Source organism: Citrobacter sp. H12-3-2 (assembly GCF_009649895.1).
Lineage (GTDB): Bacteria > Pseudomonadota > Gammaproteobacteria > Enterobacterales > Enterobacteriaceae > Citrobacter > Citrobacter portucalensis.
The window spans coordinates 89,522-109,758 of the sequence record NZ_CP045837.1; the positions used below are offsets into that span (position 1 = coordinate 89,522).

A 20,237-nucleotide genomic window follows, 5' to 3' on the forward strand; every position below is an offset into this window, starting at 1 on the left:
TTGTTCTTTTTTGCCTGGCTGCTTACTGACATTAACCACTGTTTAAGTGGTTGCCTGCCGCCTAGATACCTCATTGGTTGCGCCAGCGTTAACAAGCTAAGTCCTGCTGTGTGGCAAGATGTCATCTAGCCTACAAGCATACTCTGCCAAGTGCGTTGGTGATAAATGCGCATATCTCTTGACCATTTCGAGGCTTTCCCACCCGCCCATTTCCTGCAAAACAAATAATGGGACTCCAGCCTGAACCAACCAGCTTGCCCATGTATGCCTCAGGTCGTGGAAACGGAAATCTTCAATTCCCGCCCGGGTCAGTGCCAAGCGCCATGCGTTGTTATCATCAACACGCATTCTTCTCACCGATGGGGTCATTTCTCCGTTTGGTTTTGGCTTTGCTTTCGTGTGTACAAAGACCCAGCATGGGTGATTACCTTTTTGACGCTCAAGAATGCTACAGGCTGTCTTATTTAAAGCTATGCCGATCGCTTTGCCTGTTTTGGAGTTTTCCGCAGTTATCCATGCAACTCTTCGCGCTAGATCGACTTGTTTCCATTCCAGATTGATGATGTTCGAACGCCTTAGCCCAGTTGCCAACGCAAATTCGACAACTGATTTTAAGGGCTCATTGCAGACTTCGATTAACCTCTGTGCTTCATGTGGTAGCAACCAACGAACGCGGTTGTTTTTAACAGGATACAGGCGGATGTAGGGTACATTTGTAATCCATTTCCACTCAAAAAACGCTTTCCTCAGCATGGCCTTAAGAAATGCCAAATGAGTGTTTTTAGTCGCGGTAGCTACTTTACGGGGGATAAACAATGGAGAGGGTAACTTTGCCAATTTCGTGGCCGCAATTCTGTTCTTTATGTTTTCCGCGTGCCGGCGATTAGTCATATTTTCAATTGCGTTGTAGATTTTGTCCTCTGTAATCTCGTCAAGCGTTTTACCTGCGAAGCTCTCCATCCAGAAGGCAATCCGGCTCTTGTCGTCCAGAAGTGTTTTCTTATCTGCTTTTTCCTTAATCCATCTTGCGCAAGCCTCCTCGAAAGTGGCTATGTGAAAGCTGCCTAAGTTAGCAATCCTCCAGGACTCGTATTTCAGTTTGTCATGGAGTTCTTCCGCTAACTTTTTATCTGAGGTTTTTAGTGATCTTCTCCTCCTTTTCCCATCAGGAGTCTGATAGTCGCAATACCATATATTTCCTCTTCGAAAGATCGGCATGAGTAACCTCACAGTCATAAAGGGGATAGGGCGGATTAAGGCGACCAGTAAGTCCATGCTTACCACTTAAGAATGTTAACCAGCGCCTATCGTTAGTTAATGCCAATTAACAAAAATACGCTTTCTACAAGGGCGGTTTCATAAGATAGTTATACATATATCTAGTGCCACTTCTTTAGAAAAAGTGACCCTATGCATTCTGCCTCATAGTGCCACTTTTAAAAAAAGTGACCCTATGCAGTTTCAACATAGGGTCACTTATTGGCGAAAAGTGACCCTATGTATCATCCATTAAACGTGAGATTGATTCTCTACGCTGGTGGTCAGCGTGTAGGGTTACTATTTTTTAGCTCTTGGCTGGGCTGGTTGCTGGCGTTCAACCCAGTTATCGACTTCGTGTCGGTTGTAAAGAATAGGGGAGTTCTCCTTGGGTTGGCAGTCCCCTGAGTAGTGCCGATACTCTCGTCCCTCCATCCATGAATGTGTGCGTGCTGACTTGATCGCGTTCTTTGTCAGGCCAGTAATAGCCATCAATAACTCTTCAGAAACCCATTTGTTGGGAACTAGTTGGATTATGCTTTTATCTGACATAAATCTGCCTTTAAAATCGACCTATCCCAACTACAGCATATAGAGAAAATTATTTTTGTGGTGTGAGCATAATCCCGGCTACAGGTACCCCTTAGCGTTGAAAAACGCCATAACCTCCTTATGCCGGTATAGTGTTCCGCCCCTTGGTGGCATGATGTCGTTAACGGGTTCCGGGAATGGCGTACCTTCTCGTTTCCATCGTTGACGCATGCGATAGAAGGTTGTGCGGGAAATGCCGCCAAGCATGTTCTGAATATCTGTTCTGGTAATTAGCACTGGCTCTAAATTTCCCATATAAACTCCTGCTGCCCATAGGGGAAGAGATCCGCGGGGCAATAGATGGCGATGTCTTTCTTGCAGAACTACTTTTGAGGCTGTCGTTTTGCCTGGCCTTCTATCCATCGATTAATGGCTTCAAGATTGTACATGCACTCACTGTTTTCCTTCGGGATTCCATCAGGCGCAACGTGAAGATACTCCCGTCCAACAAGCCACGATTTTTTACGCGCAGCTTCAATCGTTCCTGAGCGAAGACCGGTTATTTCTATCAGTTTCTGCTCAGTAACCCATTTATTGGGTTGCAACAAAAATTTCTGCTCCTCTACCATATTTTTGTCTCCTTTCTTTCTGGTAATTACTCAAACATAGTGTTGGACGTGAACGTCATGAAGCCATGCATAAACGACGAGTTGTCGCGCCAAAAGCTTTCAATCTTAACAAATCCTAACACCTCACGGGGTAGGAATGGGGCATGCTAAATCCAACAATCCATAGTCTGAGAAAAAAGCCCACCTGGGTGGGCGTTGTTTAATCACGCCGCTGCATAGAGCAATTTCATCTGACCCTTTACAGGGAATGCCGACATGCACCGCGCTTCGAAGTCCTTCTGATCCACACTGGTTGCAGCAATATTTGTTACCGCGACAAGCTGCTGTTCAACTTTTTCCAAAGCATCTGGCTTAAGGTGTTGGTGAATTTTCTCTTTACTTTCTCCAGCCGCCTGTTTTGCCGCCTGATAAACATAGTCAGGCAGTGCTACCGCATACACCCAGCGAGCGGTGATCTGACCGAACAATGCCGGACATCCGCCAACGTGCCCGAAATAAGGAAGGCCGGACATTTTCGAAAGCGCCTGGTAAAACGGGTCTTTAAATCGTTTTTCCCAAGACGTTGGTTGCTGGCAGACCATCAGGCCGACAATCTGGTCTTCAGTGAGCTGGAAGTTTTTACTCAGCAGCAGATTTTTAATGTGGCGGTCACAGGCGCGGGCGAATTTAACAGACAGCCAGCGGGCGAACTCAACAGCTAATTCAGGATGAAGCCAGGTGCCGCCGTATCGACCTTTTTCAATGCGAACTAAAGGTGGGAAAATCCCACCTTTAAAATTAAACCCTTCTATACCAAGCTCCTGGCATAGTTCCGCCATATATTCTTTTGTGGAAGGTAGGCGCAACCACTCAGTGACTTTCCTACCGTGGTGTTTCGCGGCAACAGTGGCATTAAACCAGCAGTCAGAAGCAAAAGGAAATGAACGGTCATCATAATTCATAGGAATAATGTTAGACATCGGAGATACCTTTTAGTGATGAACCTTGTCGCACAGGAATACGGCCCCAAGAAGGCTCCGACAGCCAGCCGGTTCCTCAAGGTGCATCCTGAAAGGTTCTTGGTTGAAGTGCGCGTGCGGTGCGCGGTGAAATGCAGGTATAAAAAAGCCCCGGCGATTGCCGAGGCTGGTTGATAAATGTTAATTATTAGCGGACTGTTGCGTGTTTTTGCTCCAGTTAACAGATAGAATCAGGGAAACAGCACAAGGACTCCATAATGAAAAAGCAATATGTTATGAACGTGTTTGCCTGCACTTTGATCGCGTTTACACTTTCAATTAATTCATACGCCTCCGATATGGAAAGCGACTCCCCTTCAATAAAGGACTGCCAGAAGTACGGAGATAACCTAGTTGAAAGCTCTGGAGAATCCCTGGCAGAAATAGGCGAATCTCCAGTGGACATCCGTAGAACGGTAGATTATTACTGCATGTTAGGCTACCGAGCTGCCACAGAAGCTAAATCCCCAAATGAAATCGACCTATGGGAAAAGGCAAGTCTTAGAGAGTTATCGGGTGTAAATTTCGAGAGAGACAAATACAAAGCTTCGGTGATCAAGGTTGTCGCTAAAATGGCTCATTCATACTACGAGAATAGAAAAGCTATCTCACAGAACTAGAGAACGCTGCGTTTGTCGAAGCCCTACTTACCTGCTGGTTAATGCCTTTAGTTAACGCATCTACTGACTGAGGATTGCTGTTAACTACCACTGTGTTGATATTGGTGCTGCTTGTCCTGCTATTATCAACATTCGAGGCGTTAGTTGGTGGCCGGGAGTTAGCCAGTTTTTGCTGCTGAAGGTAATACTCATTCTGAAACTGATTTGCTCCACCAATGTTTAAACCATTCTTCCAATTTCCAAAACCTTCATGCTTAGCCATGGCAGTTCTTAGTTTTGCCATGACATTTGGATCAGCAAGATTTAGCTCCTGATTTTCACCAACACCAACAAAACCAGCGACTTGCTTGATATATGATGCGGTATCATTTTCTGAAGGGGGAGCCCAGGTGCTAATGATATCGCTGACCGTCCTTAGCTTTTTACCAGTTGTTTGCCCGTTAAAATATCGCATCAGCTGGTTGGACATGGCATCCCAACCCTCCTGCTCTGTAGTGTATCCAGAAAAACCGCCAATACCATTACGTCCCCGAATATTTCCTGGATTGTTGTTTTTGTCTGCCAGCGTCCTTCCTGAAGGATTTCTCTCTGATGGCGGAATATCCTCTTGGTAATCCAAGCCCAGCAACCTTTCCATCCAGTACTTTTGATATAGTAATGGCTTGTCTTCATCCCTCATGCCCAACACTGAGCTTGGCGTTGTTGCGTCAGCAATGTCACCACTGAAATAAACTCCAGCCCCTAGCAATCCTAACCTGCCAAGAAGTGCGCCAAATCCTTTTCCGCCAGACCCTGCCCCGGCCCCTGCCACAGCTAACCCAAGCGCGTTTTTACCAATGTACAGACCAGCAAGAATCTTTAAGGCATTTTCAGCGCCACCAACGGCATCAGTGAACGCCTTTACTTTGTCCTCGGCATTCTCAAAGAAACCAATGATGTCCCCTTGATGGGATTCTATCCACTTTCCAAATGAATCCATGGCCTCTATCACGGTAGGGGTAAACGCCGTTGCGATCCCCTGAGCTACACGCTCAACCTGTGAACTTAGTTCACCCATCTTGACTAGCAAATTTTCCTGCTCTTTCACCTGAGCGGCGGTGATGTTCGACTTCTTCGTTTCCGAGTCGACCAAGGATTTTAGCTCACCAGATTTAATCTTGGCTGCGTCTGTCGGGTCGAATCCGGCTGCCGCCATCACCTGCATCAGGTTTTCCTGAGAGTGGCCTTTACCGTAACGGGTGAATTCACTCAGTGCCTTATTTGGGTCGCCAAGGTTATTGATGTTCAGACCGGTACGCGCGCCCAACACCATCAGGTTTTGCGCCGCTCCGGTTAGCCCACCAAAGATTGTCGGGTCTTTGATGTTAGCCAGCGCCATACGTGCGTTACCGGAAGCGCCGATGAAGGAGTCAGCATTAAGGCCCGCCTGCTGGAATCCACGGCGGACACCGAACATCTTGTTCACGTCAGTGCCAAAGAACTTTGCCTGAGTGCTCGCACGAACGATTTCATCAGCTGTAGATGTGAACAGTTGCTTGATACCGTACAGACCTGCACCAATACCGAGAAAGCCAGCGGCAGCAGCCGTAACGTTGCGAAAAGCAGACGTGGCTGTCTTGCCAAACTTCTCAAGTTCCTCGCGTTGCTTTTTAAGCTCTTTCTCGCGCTCTTTCTCAGCACGTGAAAGCTCTCTGTTTAGCTTGCCAACCTCTTCGCTAACTTTGCGCTTACCGTTCAGGAATTCATCTGTTTTTACTGTGACCTTGTAGGCCAGCTCTTGAATGATCATGCGGACACCTTCATTTTTGCGTGCATCGCCAGTGCGCTATCCACCAGCCCGCGAGCGATTTCATGAATAGAGGGCGCAACCCCGAGCCCTGACTGTTTGCGTTGTTGCTCCTGAATATTTCGAATGGCCTGCAACTGCGCATCACTGAGCAATACAGGCTTGACGCTTTGTTTAGACATTTGCCACCTCCTGATATTTATACAGTTATTTTAGTTGCAATAAATGAAACGATCACCATATTTATTGCAATTAATGAAAGAGTAAATTCGATCATTACCAGAAGGGGAATTGATTAACAGATAAGGAAACAGTCGTGCTTAATGGAGAGACTGAAATTTTTGACGACTCAAATCACATTTATGCGCCAGCGTTGCTTCTGGCGCGGCTTCTGCGTCGTTCTGGTTCTGAATCCGTCAAGAACAGTACAAATTTTGCAGGTGTTCAGGTGCGAACCTGTCTGCGAACCGACACCGCGAACCTTAGTGTAACCTTAGGGTTATTCTGTTTTGCTGGTGGTCTGACGCCGCTTTTCCTGCCAGCGGCGATAGCCTTCTAACTGCCTCGCTTTACCTTCCGGCGTTTTTGCTCCAGTGCTCATGCCCCCGTGTAATTTACAACGCCCGGATCCGTAGAGAGATGTCAGCTTGCACGGCGTTCCTTTGCGGGTTTTCGCTCCACAGGTCATGCCTCGGCATTCCTCCGGAAATGGCATTGTTCCAAATGGCGATTTAGCCCATTCCCGATAGCGCTTACGACGATGTTCATCAGCCATTTTTATCTCCGAATGTGAAGTTTTATCACCCTCTCATGAGGTAGGGGACGTAATCCCCTCCATGTGACGCTACCCACGCCCTTGTGAGCGCCCCTTACTGGCTGGAAGTCTGAAAGCATCTCCGTTCGGTTGAGCTATCCCCATGCGATGCTGCGTCTCTTTTGCGGCTTTGTGGAGATCGCCAAAGTCATCAACTTTGACCGGGGGTCGCTTTACCTTTTCGAGACACGCTTCACGGTGTCGCATTATCCATTCCCGATCGTCGTTGTCAGTGCATAGCTGCATAACTTCCATCCACCTTGCAGCCGCTCGACGGTAGAGTCCTTTTTCCTCCAGAGCCTCGGCTTTGCTATCACGTACTTCCGCCATCAATATATTTCCCTCAACGTTCACACTTAACTTTTTCGCATAATAAGCAGAAATAGTGTTGGTTCAGTTGGTTCAGTTGGTTCACTGCCCGCCAGCCCGCGCCAGCACTGGGTTTTGCTGAACCAACATCGGCGATTTTGTGTTGGTTCAGCGGGGCTATCTGTTGGTTCACTCCCAGCCAGGAAGAATGGCTCGCTCTGTTGGTGTTGGTTCAATCAGGTCATTTGTTGGTTCAGTGTTGGTTCAAAGTGAAAATAAAAAACCTTATAAAACAACGATTATTACAAATTGAACCAACTGAACCAACTGAACCAACTGAACCAACTGAACCAACTGAACCAACACCTAAACTACGTATGTGAAAGATTATTCTTCTTGCTGGCTGTATTCCTCTGGCTGGTAACTCAGGACATACACGTTAAATTGCCGTCCCTGAATGCGTGGTGATTTCCTTTGGTACCCGCGCCCGCTGGTGGGCGGGTTGAGCATTCCTGAGCTTTTCAGGACTTCAGCAAACTGTTTAGCATTAAATCCCTTCGCGATTTCCTGCTCAAAGGCCGAGGGGAAAGTGTAGAAAATCATCGGGCTTTCCTCGTGTTCCCCTCTCTGTCGATACCCGGCAAGGTCTTTTATAGGCAGATCTGCAGGACTGTATGGGAATGGGGCGAACCGGCTCAGGCCATGCGCATTTAAAAACGCTTCTGTCTGCTCAATTATTTGCTGATGCTCTTTGTTACCTGTGCCGAACTCTCTTACCCATGCGTTGTAGCTGTGCTGTATCGCATCACGGCAGGTCTGAGCGTCCCACCCCGTAACTACCTCTCCCAACAATAAAGCGGCCTCCAGAATGGCAAAGCGAGCGCCTACACGGTGTACCTGTTCGCCATAGTCGGCAGGTATCAGACTGCGCCAGCGCTCCTCGCACTCACGGACAGTATCAATCGCCTGCTGCTGGTGGTCTGCCAGCCACTTAATCCACTCTCTGCCGGCTGCGCCGTGGTGGTGTTGATATGCGTCTTTCAGTGCGTCAGCATGCTGCTTGCCGTTCTGATACTCATGAAAGCGCACCGCCTTACTCAACGGAATATTGAGCAAGCGAACCAGTTGGCCTGCTTTGGTTTTGCGTCCGGCGGTGGCGATGAAGGTCTCTAAATCCATCTCACCAGTACTGATGGCAACAGTACGCCAGCGTTTTAGATCCCGGTTCCCGCCGTCCTTAGCTCCCTGCAATTTACCCACGCCGTTAAACAGCGCATAGGCAGACTGTGACACGCTTATCGGGTCTGAACCCTGTCCAACTTCATCCAGTGGCATCAGCCCGTCATTGTGGGCGGCGGCTTCGTTTGCCAGCCCCAGCGCTGTGCCGTACCACGTCAGGCGGAGTAAGTCTGGATTGCCGTATAAGCTGCTTGCCACGTTCGCCGTAGTGGTCTTGCCCGCGCTCGATTGTTCATAAAAGTGGATCCCGAATCCATCCGCGCCCACCAGCCCGATTAACGGAGCTGCGAGAGCTGCGCCGATCCCGGTCATCATGGAATAGTTGCCGAAGGCCAGATGTGCCACACCATCCCGCCAACTACCAGTGGTACCCTGCACGGTATAACCGGCGGCGGCAGAGCTTCGCCCATTGAACAAAACGGGGTGCGCTGGCGTACCAATGATTTCCCCATCTGGCATGATGTACGCCCCACATTGCCAGCCGGTAGCGTGAGCCACGCGCCACAAATCACGGGAACCGCTGCGCTGTAGCCAGTCGGCCAGAATCGCCCGTAGGCTGCTTTTGGTTGTGACGTTCACCCCTCCTGCTTTCAGGGTGCGCCAGCCTTCACGCTCACCAATATCGGCCAGGGGGATTGCTGCGGTAGTCGGGATATCTGCGCCAAAGGCCAGCCAGCGAATAATCAGGTACTGATCTTTGTCGTCTCGCCCGGTGCCGATAACTTCCAGCGGTGAGCACAACCAGCTTTCATTGTTGATAATCTCCCCGCTGTCTTTATCCACCTTTGGAGACACGTAGAAAACGCCATCATTCCGGCTTTCAATGCGGGGTTTTAATGTGTCTTTATCACTCGGTTCACTTACCGTGTTCTTACCGTCATCAGGTAAATCCATTGCCGTAATCTTGCCGTTGTCGGGACAATTTCTTGTTGTGATCTTGTTGTCCTGAGTTTCCGCCTGCGGCTGATATGCAGATTCGTTAAAAGCTAATACAGACGCTTCCAGCCCGTTTTGCTGGTGGTAGTCATTCCAGTCGGCTTTATTGCTTGTCGGAGGCAGCGATACCGATCCCGTTACTGATAAGGCCGCTTTTTCTGCAGCCTCCCTCCCTGTATTGGGCTGACCGTCTTCGTGGTGGTCGTTATCTGCAGCGATAATGATTTCTGCGTCCGGGAGTTTCCGGCGCATCACTTCCGCTACGGGGAGTAGGTTGCCAGCGTCGATTGCTGCCACTGTCAGCGCGTCAGGTCGCATCAGGTGAACAGACAATGCCGTTGCCAGCCCTTCGGCAATTAAAACGCTCTGCGGCGATTCTGGTGCGTTTACGGCGTGATATGCACCGCGCTTTGCAGAACCGGTCAGGAGTCGCTTTTCTCCCTTTGGCGTAATGGTCTGTGCGGCAGTTACAAAGCCGGATTCGTCCACCAGCGGCAATAAGATTGATCCATCGGTAAGAATGGGGAGGGTGAATCCACTCAGCCCCTTAGCAATAAGGTACTCAGATTCGCCCTGCGCGGCATTCTGACGCATCCCATCAAACAGACGGGTAAATGTCGCCCGGCGCTGCGTTGCGTCATTTTCTGCCCGCTGCTGGCGCTCCTGCTCACGTCGTTGGCTCTCAGTCTCCAGTTGCTTTCGCCTCTGGCTGGCTTTCGCTTCGTCCTGTTCCTCTGCCCGGGAATCAATACCCAGCACGCCAGCGGCAAGCTTCGCCGCTTCTGTGGTGTCGCAGTTGTTCACCTTCTTAATCAGGTCTAAGCCGTCGCCAGCACCGCACTGGTTGCAGATGTGAGCGCCGCGCCCGTTGTCGTCGAACCGGAAGCGATCCGTCCCGCCACATGCTGGACATCCTGCGTGGCGGTGAGGTGAGTCGGGAACATCGATATTCAAGCCAGCCAGCACATGAGGCCAGTTGTTCGCTGCGGCGCTGGTCACTTCACGAATAAGGTCGATATTACGCATTATTTCCCCCTGCCGTTGCGCCCATGTCGGCAGTCATGCTTGTCCATGCGCTGATCCCGTCATCCGTAATTCCCTCAGCATCAACGCACCGGGACAGATACGCGATCCCGATACTTTCCCATTGTGCTGCCGGATAATGCTCTTTGAGTGCTTCCAGTGCGTAACCATCAACAAGGTCACGTATCCCTTTGATACCGCCGATAACCTCCACGCGAACAGACTCACCATTTGCGTCAATCATGAAATAATCACCGCCGTTGGTCGCTGTAATATGGTCATACAGTGCCGCCGCATACTGGTTAGCCAGCGCATTCAGTCGAAAGTTTTTAGTAATCATGTTCTCTCTCCTCAGTGCGCCACTGGCGTTTCAGGCCAGCCGTTTACTTCCAGATCGCTAATAAAGTGATCATGTAGCTCTGCCAGTACTTCACGCCCGAACGGCGTTAGCTCGCCCAGCTCAACATCCAGCATGGAACGATAGAAAATAATGATATTCTCTATCCCTTGCTCAACACCGTAACGCTCGAGCATGGCTCCCTCGATGTTGTTTGCCATCGCCAGTCTTTCAGCTAAGGGATACAGCGGGATTGTTGTATCTCCATTGGAATAAAGCGCTGCCCATGAGGTTGTACCGTCTAAATCAGTCACAATGGTTGTGCCGTTCTCGCGCTTCATTTCGGCAATGAATGCGGCAGCAATTAGCCATCGCCACATGGTGGCGTTATGCTGTGCGGTATAATCGAACCAGCCAGCGTTGCCACCTTTAGCTACAGCAAGATGGATTGCAAAACCCTCATCTAAATTATTGTCATACTCGCCAGCATCCAGACGCGTTATAGCCTCCTCAAAACCGAGGAGAGCAGTATGCCCACATACTCCGGCATTACTTCGGGTTACGATGGTTACGCCATCAGGAGTGGCCTCTGCGAAATAGTTCATAGTCCTCTCCATCAGTGAATGGCCCGGTTATCAGGGAACGCGCCGGTAACAGCCATAGTGACAAAAGCATCCAAAAATCCGGTGATTTGCCTCATGCCCTCGGCAGACAAAATCAAGCCACCATCCTCAGGGGAATTTGTCACCATTGCCCGGTAGGCTTCTGTGCAGGCAACCCTTCCCTCATCACCGCCCAAAATCTGCAGTAGTTGCGTTTCCACCAGGCACATAAGCGCATTGCGCACATTCCTCATTCTCAGAGGCACAGGGATCCCGCCCCCTGCATAGGTGTAATATTTATCCTCACCCGGCGTGATGCTTTCTGACTCACAACCGTTTTTAGCAAGTTCACGGATGAACATGCCCGCCACCAGCCACCGCCACATAACAATCTGCTGGTCCATATCGGGATCAACCCAGCCACGCTGATGGGCATCGTTTATTTCCTGTAAAGCCTGATAAGCATCAATCGGGCAGGAATCATATGTGCCGTTCTCAAACAAACTGATGACGTCCGAGTAGGCCTGCAGCTTCCCGTTGATAATTATTCCTTCAGGAATCGCTTTAATCTCATTCATGCCTTGTTCTCCCGGTAATCACGCATCACATAGTCCGCCAGCTGGCTTTCTGCCTCGCTCATCGCCTCTGGAACGCCATGCAGTAAAGTGAGAATTGAACCGATAAGGCGTGTTAATTCTGGACTTGGGCATTGTGGGGTTCTTTCCACCCACATAGATAAAACGGCCTGTGCCTGCTCAACCTGGCGGGTAGCATCAATAAGTTGTAACTGGCTCATGCTCTCCCCTCCGCATCAATACGGGTAATATCGATAATCGTCAGGATTTTGTTTAACCAGCAATTCAGTACTACCCCCTGTTCTTCGTCGAGTTCGGGAAGCAACTCCGTCATCACATGAGCCAGGCCTGTACGGGCGCGGCTCATTCGTTCCACGGTACGCTCGGCGAGCGCGAATGATTCGGGGTAGGGATGTTCACGGGCTAGCATTTCTTCGGCATTCAGTTCCGCCGGGTGGCGATAGATTGCGTTGATATTCATGCTGCGACCTCCATTTCCTGACTGATTTTTCTTTGCTGTACACAAATGATTTTTCCAACACTCCAGCCATTGCTCTGCGCTTCATGGTTCATTTTTCGGATTGCGTCACTGGGGCTGGTGGCGTTGCCATACCATGTCACTGGGATCGGTGCGCCCGCACGGTCGAAACAGTTAACTAACACACGGTACTTATTCATTCTTCACCCTCCAGAATTGCCAGCTCACAACGCGCCTCATTGACCAAACCAGAACACGCATCAATAGCGTCTGAAATATCGCAAGGCTCCATTTCTCCGGCTGCGTGGCGGACAGCAATCAGTACAGCGGAAGCCTGCTCAATGGATCTGAGGGCAATCGCAATGCTGCTTTTCAATGGTTTTTTACGCATGGCTCCCTCCGACAACTGGCAGGCGGGCAGCCAAAGAGAGAATGAAATGCGGGGCTAAGATGCTGCGTGCTTCGCGCTCAGTTTCAGCCTCAACAGACAGGCGGCATGGTTTGGCCTTTTTGTCGTGGCGGTTGATAGCGAGAAAACACCATGTGAATTTTTTAAGGGTGTAAGAATCCCGCCCTTGCGGGTGTGTGGTACGATTGCTCATAGCTACCTCGTTACTGTCGATAACGCTGGTGGTGAGAAGCCCGGTTAGTGTTGACGCACTGCCGGGTTTCGTTGCTTTTAAACTCTGTAGGTGACTTGCACCTATGGAATAAACACTACACCAAAGTGACTCCCACCTCAAGTGTTTACATCCTACTTTTTTAGTGCATAATGACTCCCACCTAATGCGAGGAGTTACAGATATGGCAACGGGTACAACCAACAACAAATCTCGGCAGAAAACAGCAAGAGTTCCTCTTGATGTGCTCACCGATGTTGAGTTGGTCAAAGAGGAAGGGGAAAGCGATGCGCAATTTATCGTTACCGCCATGCGTGGTGAGATAAAGCGACGCCAACGCCGCAAATCGAAAACTGACACGCCAGAGGAGTGATCCGCGCTGGTAACGTTCCAAAGGGTGGCCTTATGGCTGCCCTTTTTTATGGACTCCGAAAACTCTCTCCCTCGCGTAACGACCCCTAAAAAATCTTCCAGCGCACGCGTATTTGTCGCGAAAGTCGATGTGGAACGGTTCACAACGGTAGCAATACAGTTCATACCACCAGCCAGCAGGGGGAATTTATTCCCCACAATCAGCTTTTTAGAGGTGATTATTTCTTGGTTTAAAATGTCATCATTTGTCGTCATTCCCCGTGCGTGGATGTCAGGTTTTGTGAGGTTCAGGCTAAGTTTTGCTAAGCCATTAACCATAACAATTGATAACAGGCAGCCGTTCGCGACATTGGGTTTTATAAGGTTCTGCGGGTTAACATTTGCTAACAGGCCAGCCAGTGGAAAGCTCTTGCTCTGGACGGTAGCCATCATTGCGCTACCTCCCGGAATTCTTTGGTAAAGCGTTCCAGCGGCTGTACACATGATGAATGATATCCGTCGCGGTAGAACGTCACGCGATTGGATGTAACGCTTTCAACCGTCACCTTAGCGCCGTGCGCGTCCTTAAAGCGCTGCTGCGGCCGTGGGATGCTGGTGGACTTAGTCATGAGCAACCTCCAGATGCTTTGCCATCCAGCGTTGTGACAGGCGGGTTAATTCTGCTTTGCGCTGATCAAACTCCATGCCCATATCGATCAGCGTGATGTTGGTATTCTCAAGGTAAGCAAGGTGCTCAAGTTGCTCAGCGTTCATGCTGTCGCGTGGCTCACCCTCTACACCATTTGTCTGCGCCCATTGCTTAGCTGTCAGGCCACCAAGAACAATGCGAGACAGCATGTTGCTCTCATTGGTGTAGTGATGGCGCTGTGTGGTTTTACCTTGCTCCATTCGCGCTAATTCAAGCGCTTCACACATAGCGGTGAAACGACCAGCCGCATTGATGCGGGCTTTAAGATGCTGGCGATACCGGGCGGCAATCTCCGGTACGCTGAGCTGTAGTTCTTCCTCACACTGGATGAAGTAACGTCGAACGGCTCGGCCCTGCTCGTTGCGCTCAACCATAGCCATCTCTTTTGCCATACCAAGAGAAAGCCCGGTATCTTTGCTACGCCGATCCCCTCCGCGTTTCGTTACCCAGCCGCCGTCGAGCTGGTTATTTTCTGCGCTTTGGTTCCCCAAAATGGGGGAATCAAACACCACGTAATCAACGCCCTGCTCGAAGCCGTAATCCTTGATACGGTCAGAAAGCCACGTTGAGTAGTCACGCCCCACTCCCAGCACTTTATGCAACGCCTTAGCGCTCACAATATTGGCTTCACGCCCGCCAATCAGACCTGAATTAACCGGCACAATAGCGGCAAAGTCGTTATTGATAATTACGCTCTGGCCTACGTTAGATTGTGGGGCGGCCTCCGAAGTGAATCGGCTTTTTTCGAGTTTCATATTTCAGACTCCGTTATGCGGCGGTAAATGCGTCCGGGTATAGGTTGAGAATGTCGGTTATTTCAGACTGAGTAAGCCCCTGATAACCACCCGTAACAGCATTGCTGTTAACCAACTGGATGACTCGCATCACGTCACCACGGCTTACAAGGCGGTAGCGTAGGTGTGAGCCAATGCCATCCGGGTTTTTCTCGTCGATACGCTCAAGCTGAATATCAAGGCGGCGTTCTATTTCAGATGCATAGTTGCGGCCAGACGAAAGACGGCAGTAGCGAAGAATATCGTTCTCTGTCCATCCCTCTACGCCAGTGCGCAGCATATAGACGCGGGCACGATGCTTTTTCGGCGTACGCTTCATCTGTTGAATAGAGTGGGCTGGTGGCGTAACATCGGATCCGCGAATATCTGAGTTAGCCGCCTGCTGTACTGGGCGGTTTTTCTTTTCCATTACGCCACCTTCCCGCGGCGTTCTGCCAGCCAATTATGAATCTCTACCGCGTCAAATGCGGTTACGTTGTCGGTGAGTTTTACTGGTCGTGGCAGCGTACCATTCTTAACCCAGCGGTCGATAGTTGGCATAGATACACCCAACATTTCCGGCAATCTATACCGGCGGATGTATCCAGTAGTAGGAATGGTTGATTGCTTTGTCATTTCCCCGTAACTCCTGTTGATAGCGGTTGTTACGGGTATTAAATGGCAATATCAGTGAGCAATGTTGCAAATTTAAAACTGTCAGTTTCAAATTTTGAAGTATTTTTCAATGGTTGCTGAGGCTGGCATTTTCATATTGTTAAATTTACCCTCCTTCTGCTGCCTTTCAAGAAATGCGCTTAGTATGCTGTGGCGCTTGTTAGCAGTCGCCTTCATGACGTCATCCCCCAATTCTGGTACACACCTGATTAACATCTCCAAGAACTCGCCAACCTTATTAGTGTTCACTTCTGGAACGCTTTTTTCTATCATCAATTCATTTGGTTGTGACTGGCGAACTCCTCCATTGATGAAATTTGGTATATCTTGCCCAATGTAGCTGTATATTTTTTCAATTTGACATCTGGTAATAAAAATATCTTTTACTGTGATAGTCGCAATTGGCTTAACATCTGCTTCGTTTAGCAATCCAGATGCGTAGAGATGCTCTGTTAAAGGTTGGGCCATAATCACATAATCATCATAATTATCGAGATTTAACGGAACGTCTGCCTCTTTAAAGGAAAGGTTAAAAGAGGTGAATGAAATTTCTTCATTATTTTTTAATGCGTTGAAGAATGAGTGAGGTAGGTGACTTAATGATAGCGCCCATAATCCGGAAAGATTCAAGATCGGTTTCTTTAGTCCGGGAATGTCCTTATTTTGATAAAGCCGTCTAACTCGCGCAGTCGCTGTCGGATTCATATCAAATTCAGCTTTTGGCATAAACAGGCTTAAAGGTGATTTGTTTGTGTACTTTGTCATCAGTTTAGGAGGGAATTTCTCCTCCCATTCATTTGATTCTTCCCAAGCGCCAAGTGTAAATAATGCTGCTTCAAAATCATGCAGGGCTAAACAAATTTCAATGGCGCCAACTTGAATAAAATGAATTAAATCATTTAGATGGCAGTTAAGCAGTTCTGCTGCCCTTGGCAGAGAACAAAATTCTAATGCAGGAATGTTGTTACGTTTCCATACATTCATATCATTTTGTTTATCGTTTTTCTTTGTCATCGCGTCACCTTTCACGCTATGCCTTAATGAGCGATTGAGTCAGACGGCAAGGCTTCCGCTTTTCGCCCCGTCGGGCTAGGCTCAATCTGTCCGCTTACTTCACTATTCTTATTGGTGTTACGTTGTAATCTTCACCGCTCTCCAGCGCCACCAGCAGATCGGCCCATTGTGCCAGCGCTGCTTTGCGTTCATCAAAATACTGGTGCCGGTTATAGATACCCTCTACGCCTTTGATACGGTGATTTAGACATCTTTCTGCGACTACCGGGTCAACTCCCAATGCCGCTAAATGTGTACGAGCTGTACGGCGGAAGTCATGAATGGTGAAGTTCGGCACGTCCGGCATTTCTGCGCGTACCTTTGCCAGCGCCACGGGCAGAGTGCTTTCCTGAATGTGTGGAATCATCCTGTTTTGCATCTTTCTGGCTGGCAATACCCATGCGCTGTTGCATGAGAACGTGTAAAGCTCTCTTAGCCATTCAACTGCTGGTGGTGCCAGCGGAATATCTATTGCGTCACCATTTTTGCTGCGTTCTTCTGGTAAGTGCCAAATGCCTTTGTCCAGGTCGAACTCTTCCCAGCGGGCGGCGCATAACTCCATTTTACGAACGCATAGGGCTAACAATAGTTTGAAAGTGATCTCATTCTGTCGACTGAATCCCTTTGCGGTGCGCATGGCCCTAAATAGCTGGATTAACTCATCACGGGTTAACCAGCGGTCACGGCTAACCTCCTTCCCACCAGCGTCCGAAACCTCAAATGCGGAACATGGGTTAATCTCCAGTGCGTGCCGTTTGATTCCGTAGTCGAATATGCGGCGTGTCCAGCGTAGAACGTCTGTCGCTATGGTCGGTGCTCCACGGTCAACAATAGCTTTAAGCATGTCATCAATGTGCCGTGGCTTTACGTCCTCCACCTTCATGCGTCCAATATGGGGATTAATATCCTTGTCGATCCGGCGGCGTAGTATGTCTGGATGCTTCCAGCGAGGCAGTATTTGGCGTTCAAAGTATTCGGCGGCAAGATCTGAAACGCGCATGGCGTTTTTTTCTGCTTCCATCTTCGCCAGGGCCTTGGCTTTCCGTTCCTGTTTTTCTCCTGCCACGTCATAACCAAGCGCAACGCGGGCGGCTAGTTCTTTGGCGGTCTCTCTGGCTTTAGATAGTGATAGCTCGGCATAGGAGCCAATAACCATAGCCCGTTGCTTACCAGAGAACTTATAGCGGAATCGCCAGCTTGGGGATTGGTCTACCTGTCGGTATCGGAGGTATAGACCGCCACCATCTGCGCGTCCTTCGAAGCGTTCTCCGGCTTTTATCCACGCACGGATCTGCATGTCTGTCAGTTTTGGCATTTTGCGAATATCCAAACTTTGAATAGAGGGTGTACCCAAAGTGATGTACACAAAACTCATTGGGTACACCGTTGGGTACACCTTAACTATGCGCTTTGTTGCGTCTTTATGATAGCCCATGATAACAAAAAAGCCCGGCTAAATGCGGGCTTTGCTGGTTTTGTGCGTCTTTGTGATAGCTCTTAAGTATTTACTCGATATTTTGAATTTGCTCGCGCATTTGCTCGATCAGTACCTTCAGTTCAATCGCGGAATTCGTCACTTCGGCATTGATAGACTTCGATGCCAGAGTGTTCGACTCACGGTTGAATTCCTGCATCATAAAGTCCAGACGACGGCCAACCGCCTCTTTTTTCTTCAGAATGTTGTAGGTTTCTTTGACGTGGGCTTCCAGACGATCTAATTCTTCCGCCACATCGATACGTTGCGCCATCAGCACCAGCTCTTGCTCAAGGCGGTTATTTTCCAGTTGCACCTGGGCGTCTTCCAGTTTGGCTACCAGACGCTCGCGCTGCCATTGCAGGATTTCCGGCATATGAGCACGCACTTTTGTGACTTCAGCGCTGACGCCTTCCAGACGCTGCTCGATCAGCGCTTTCAGCGCCTGACCTTCGGTTTCACGCGCAACGATGAAGTCATCCAGCGTACCGTCAAGCGCGGCGAGGATTTCGGCGGCAATGGCGTCCAGATCCTGCTCCTGGGCAGCCATTACGCCTGGCCAGCGCAGGATATCAACCGGGTTGATTTCACCTTCATCGCTCTGCATTTTGACCCAGTTAGCAGCGCTAACGAGCTGTTTAGCGAGTTTTTCATTCAGAATCAGCTCGCCTTGCGCGCTGGCATCAGGCTCAAAACGCAGCGTACATTCGACTTTACCGCGCGTCAGACGCGTGCGAATACGTTCGCGAACAACGGGTTCGAGACTACGGAACTGCTCCGGCAGGCGAAAATAAGTTTCCAGATAACGCTGGTTTACCGAGCGCATTTCCCAGGTGGCGCTACCCCATTCACCCTTGATTTCACGCCGGGCGTAGGCGGTCATGCTGCGGATCATAGACGTTCCTGTTTTTAAAGATGAGATGGGAGGATTATAGCCATCCACGTCTTGTCAGGATAGGAATAACAGTCGGAAGTCCGTATAATGCGCAGCCACATTCGTTTCAAGCCGGAGATTTTATCATGCGTCCAGCAGGTCGTAGTGCCAATCAGGTGCGTCCCGTCACCCTGACCCGTAATTATACAAAACACGCTGAAGGCTCCGTGCTGGTCGAATTTGGTGATACCAAAGTGCTGTGTACCGCCTCTATTGATGAAGGCGTACCGCGTTTTCTGAAAGGTCAGGGCCAGGGCTGGATCACCGCAGAATATGGCATGCTGCCACGCGCTACGCACACCCGTAACGCCCGTGAAGCGGCAAAAGGTAAGCAGGGCGGTCGTACCATGGAAATCCAGCGTCTGATCGCCCGCGCGCTGCGCGCAGCTGTTGACCTGAAAACGCTCGGCGAATTCACAATTACGCTGGACTGCGATGTTATTCAGGCCGATGGCGGTACGCGCACCGCATCAATTACCGGCGCATGCGTTGCGTTGGCTGATGCGCTGAACAAGCTGGTGGCGAGCGGTAAGCTGAAAACTAACCCGATGAAAGGGATGGTCGCCGCGGTTTCCGTGGGCATTGTGAACGGTGAAGCACTCTGTGACCTTGAGTATGTCGAAGACTCTGCTGCTGAAACCGACATGAACGTAGTGATGACTGAGGACGGTCGCATTATAGAGGTTCAGGGTACGGCGGAAGGCGAACCGTTCAGCCATGAAGAACTTCTCACCCTACTGGCATTGGCCCGAGGGGGAATCGAATCCATTGTAGCGACGCAGAAGGCGGCGTTAGAAAATTGATTTTAAAGGCGACTGATGAGTCGCCTTTTTTTTGTCTGTAATAAAGTGAGATGAGGAGCGAATCCATGAAACCGTATCAGCGCCAGTTTATTGAGTTTGCGCTTAGCAAGCAGGTACTAAAGTTTGGCGAATTTACGCTGAAATCCGGGCGCAAAAGCCCCTATTTCTTCAACGCCGGGCTGTTTAATACCGGGCGCGACCTGGCACTGTTAGGCCGTTTTTATGCCGAAGCGCTGGTGGATTCCGGTATTGAGTTCGATTTGCTGTTTGGCCCTGCCTACAAAGGTATTCCGATTGCGACCACAACGGCCGTTGCGCTGGCGGAACACCACGATAAAGATTTGCCGTACTGCTTTAACCGTAAAGAGGCGAAGACCCACGGTGAAGGCGGGAATCTGGTCGGTAGCGCACTAGAGGGACGCGTGATGCTGGTGGATGATGTTATCACCGCAGGTACGGCGATTCGTGAGTCGATGGAAATTATCCAGGCGAATGGCGCCACTCTGGCGGGGGTACTGATTTCTCTCGATCGTCAGGAACGCGGTCGCGGCGAGATTTCCGCGATTCAGGAAGTGGAACGCTATTATGGCTGCAAGGTGATTTCTATCATTACCCTGAAAGATCTGATTGCGTATCTGGAAGAGAAACCAGAGATGGCGGAGCATTTGGTGGCAGTACGGGCCTATCGCGAAGCGTACGGAGTTTAAGAAC

Annotated in this window: 27 protein-coding genes and 1 pseudogene; 4 read left to right on the forward strand and 24 right to left on the reverse strand. The window is 49.8% G+C overall.

Annotated elements, in window-relative coordinates; genetic code table 11:
• Positions 1–96 precede the first annotated feature (96 nt).
• From GHC22_RS00425 to GHC22_RS00440, 4 genes are all read right to left on the reverse strand, one after another.
• Entirely contained in the window at positions 97–1,218 is a 1,122-nt protein-coding gene (locus GHC22_RS00425; RefSeq protein ID WP_153753948.1) for a site-specific integrase, read from the reverse strand.
• A gap of 339 nt (positions 1,219–1,557) precedes the next feature.
• Complete coding sequence (locus GHC22_RS00430; RefSeq protein WP_153752000.1) at positions 1,558–1,809, reverse strand: excisionase family protein; 252 nt, start codon at positions 1,807–1,809, stop codon at positions 1,558–1,560.
• A 362-nt stretch (positions 1,810–2,171) separates the two neighbouring features.
• The gene (locus GHC22_RS00435) at positions 2,172–2,417 is read right to left on the reverse strand and encodes an excisionase family protein (RefSeq protein ID WP_153752002.1); all 246 of its coding nucleotides are present in this window, start codon (positions 2,415–2,417) and stop codon (positions 2,172–2,174) included.
• A 203-nt stretch (positions 2,418–2,620) separates the two neighbouring features.
• The gene (locus GHC22_RS00440) at positions 2,621–3,376 is read right to left on the reverse strand and encodes a KilA-N domain-containing protein (RefSeq protein ID WP_153752004.1); all 756 of its coding nucleotides are present in this window, start codon (positions 3,374–3,376) and stop codon (positions 2,621–2,623) included.
• Between the two features lie 257 nt (positions 3,377–3,633).
• On the opposite strand from GHC22_RS00440, the gene GHC22_RS00445 reads away from it, so the two are divergent.
• Positions 3,634–4,035: a hypothetical protein gene (locus tag GHC22_RS00445; protein WP_153752006.1), complete on the forward strand. Its 402-nt coding sequence runs from the start codon at positions 3,634–3,636 to the stop codon at positions 4,033–4,035.
• On the opposite strand, the gene GHC22_RS24610 is transcribed toward GHC22_RS00445, so the two are convergent.
• The 13 genes and pseudogenes from GHC22_RS24610 to GHC22_RS24615 all read right to left on the reverse strand — a co-directional run bounded on the left by GHC22_RS24610 (position 4,019) and on the right by GHC22_RS24615 (position 12,736).
• Positions 4,019–5,824 carry a lytic transglycosylase domain-containing protein gene (locus tag GHC22_RS24610; protein WP_228553217.1) on the reverse strand — a complete coding sequence of 602 codons (1,806 nt, stop codon included), beginning with the start codon at positions 5,822–5,824 and terminating at the stop codon, positions 4,019–4,021. The two genes, GHC22_RS00445 and GHC22_RS24610, sit on opposite strands and share 17 nt — an antisense overlap.
• Entirely contained in the window at positions 5,821–6,003 is a 183-nt protein-coding gene (locus GHC22_RS00460; protein ID WP_079938906.1) for a hypothetical protein, read from the reverse strand. Before GHC22_RS00460 ends, GHC22_RS24610 begins: the two co-directional genes overlap by 4 nt.
• 440 nt (positions 6,004–6,443) lie before the next feature.
• Positions 6,444–6,596, reverse strand: a pseudogene (locus tag GHC22_RS24855) (hypothetical protein); the annotation flags it as partial.
• A 69-nt stretch (positions 6,597–6,665) separates the two neighbouring features.
• Entirely contained in the window at positions 6,666–6,965 is a 300-nt protein-coding gene (locus GHC22_RS00470) for a PerC family transcriptional regulator (RefSeq protein ID WP_153752008.1), read from the reverse strand.
• Positions 6,966–7,331: 366 nt separating this feature from the next.
• A complete protein-coding gene (locus GHC22_RS00475; RefSeq protein ID WP_153752010.1) occupies positions 7,332–10,145 on the reverse strand; it encodes a TOPRIM and DUF927 domain-containing protein in 2,814 nt (937 codons plus the stop codon).
• Positions 10,138–10,482 (reverse strand): hypothetical protein, encoded by a 345-nt coding sequence (locus GHC22_RS00480; RefSeq protein WP_119173960.1) that lies wholly within the window; start codon positions 10,480–10,482, stop codon positions 10,138–10,140. The genes GHC22_RS00475 and GHC22_RS00480 overlap by 8 nt, the downstream gene beginning before the upstream one ends.
• 11 nt (positions 10,483–10,493) lie before the next feature.
• The gene (locus GHC22_RS00485; RefSeq protein WP_153752011.1) at positions 10,494–11,096 is read right to left on the reverse strand and encodes a hypothetical protein; all 603 of its coding nucleotides are present in this window, start codon (positions 11,094–11,096) and stop codon (positions 10,494–10,496) included.
• The gene (locus GHC22_RS00490) at positions 11,096–11,659 is read right to left on the reverse strand and encodes a hypothetical protein (protein WP_153752013.1); all 564 of its coding nucleotides are present in this window, start codon (positions 11,657–11,659) and stop codon (positions 11,096–11,098) included. Before GHC22_RS00490 ends, GHC22_RS00485 begins: the two co-directional genes overlap by 1 nt.
• Positions 11,656–11,877: a hypothetical protein gene (locus GHC22_RS00495; protein ID WP_130715289.1), complete on the reverse strand. Its 222-nt coding sequence runs from the start codon at positions 11,875–11,877 to the stop codon at positions 11,656–11,658. Before GHC22_RS00495 ends, GHC22_RS00490 begins: the two co-directional genes overlap by 4 nt.
• The gene (locus GHC22_RS00500; RefSeq protein ID WP_153752015.1) at positions 11,874–12,137 is read right to left on the reverse strand and encodes a nicotinic acetylcholine receptor subunit beta; all 264 of its coding nucleotides are present in this window, start codon (positions 12,135–12,137) and stop codon (positions 11,874–11,876) included. The genes GHC22_RS00495 and GHC22_RS00500 overlap by 4 nt, the downstream gene beginning before the upstream one ends.
• On the reverse strand, positions 12,134–12,334 hold the full coding sequence (locus tag GHC22_RS00505) for a hypothetical protein (RefSeq protein ID WP_153752017.1): 201 nt from the start codon (positions 12,332–12,334) through the stop codon (positions 12,134–12,136). Before GHC22_RS00505 ends, GHC22_RS00500 begins: the two co-directional genes overlap by 4 nt.
• Positions 12,331–12,525, reverse strand: a complete 195-nt coding sequence (locus GHC22_RS00510; protein ID WP_079938915.1) for a hypothetical protein — start codon at positions 12,523–12,525, stop codon at positions 12,331–12,333. Before GHC22_RS00510 ends, GHC22_RS00505 begins: the two co-directional genes overlap by 4 nt.
• Entirely contained in the window at positions 12,518–12,736 is a 219-nt protein-coding gene (locus GHC22_RS24615; protein WP_228553219.1) for a host cell division inhibitor Icd-like protein, read from the reverse strand. Before GHC22_RS24615 ends, GHC22_RS00510 begins: the two co-directional genes overlap by 8 nt.
• Before the next feature lie 202 nt (positions 12,737–12,938).
• Here GHC22_RS24615 and GHC22_RS24620 point away from each other — a divergent pair, with 202 nt between their 5' ends.
• Positions 12,939–13,127, forward strand: a complete 189-nt coding sequence (locus GHC22_RS24620; protein ID WP_228553221.1) for a YlcI/YnfO family protein — start codon at positions 12,939–12,941, stop codon at positions 13,125–13,127.
• 427 nt (positions 13,128–13,554) lie between these two features.
• On the opposite strand, the gene GHC22_RS00520 is transcribed toward GHC22_RS24620, so the two are convergent.
• From GHC22_RS00520 to GHC22_RS00550, 7 genes are all read right to left on the reverse strand, one after another.
• Positions 13,555–13,734, reverse strand: coding sequence for a DUF4222 domain-containing protein (locus GHC22_RS00520; RefSeq protein WP_153752021.1), 180 nt, complete (start codon positions 13,732–13,734; stop codon positions 13,555–13,557).
• A complete protein-coding gene (locus tag GHC22_RS00525; protein WP_153752023.1) occupies positions 13,727–14,569 on the reverse strand; it encodes an antA/AntB antirepressor family protein in 843 nt (280 codons plus the stop codon). The genes GHC22_RS00520 and GHC22_RS00525 overlap by 8 nt, the downstream gene beginning before the upstream one ends.
• 13 nt (positions 14,570–14,582) lie before the next feature.
• A complete protein-coding gene (locus GHC22_RS00530; protein ID WP_061066839.1) occupies positions 14,583–15,017 on the reverse strand; it encodes a hypothetical protein in 435 nt (144 codons plus the stop codon).
• The gene (locus GHC22_RS00535; RefSeq protein WP_061066838.1) at positions 15,017–15,223 is read right to left on the reverse strand and encodes an AlpA family transcriptional regulator; all 207 of its coding nucleotides are present in this window, start codon (positions 15,221–15,223) and stop codon (positions 15,017–15,019) included. Before GHC22_RS00535 ends, GHC22_RS00530 begins: the two co-directional genes overlap by 1 nt.
• A gap of 87 nt (positions 15,224–15,310) precedes the next feature.
• Positions 15,311–16,276 (reverse strand): hypothetical protein, encoded by a 966-nt coding sequence (locus GHC22_RS00540; RefSeq protein ID WP_061066837.1) that lies wholly within the window; start codon positions 16,274–16,276, stop codon positions 15,311–15,313.
• A 94-nt stretch (positions 16,277–16,370) separates the two neighbouring features.
• A complete protein-coding gene (locus GHC22_RS00545; protein WP_172740567.1) occupies positions 16,371–17,690 on the reverse strand; it encodes a site-specific integrase in 1,320 nt (439 codons plus the stop codon).
• Positions 17,691–17,820: 130 nt separating this feature from the next.
• Complete coding sequence (locus GHC22_RS00550; RefSeq protein ID WP_003024052.1) at positions 17,821–18,684, reverse strand: YicC/YloC family endoribonuclease; 864 nt, start codon at positions 18,682–18,684, stop codon at positions 17,821–17,823.
• A 125-nt stretch (positions 18,685–18,809) separates the two neighbouring features.
• Here GHC22_RS00550 and rph point away from each other — a divergent pair, with 125 nt between their 5' ends.
• Both rph and pyrE read left to right on the forward strand, forming a co-directional pair.
• Positions 18,810–19,526 carry a ribonuclease PH gene (gene rph, locus GHC22_RS00555; protein WP_003024054.1) on the forward strand — a complete coding sequence of 239 codons (717 nt, stop codon included), beginning with the start codon at positions 18,810–18,812 and terminating at the stop codon, positions 19,524–19,526.
• 65 nt (positions 19,527–19,591) lie between these two features.
• Positions 19,592–20,233 carry an orotate phosphoribosyltransferase gene (gene pyrE / locus GHC22_RS00560; RefSeq protein WP_153752024.1) on the forward strand — a complete coding sequence of 214 codons (642 nt, stop codon included), beginning with the start codon at positions 19,592–19,594 and terminating at the stop codon, positions 20,231–20,233.
• Positions 20,234–20,237: the final 4 nt, after the last annotated feature.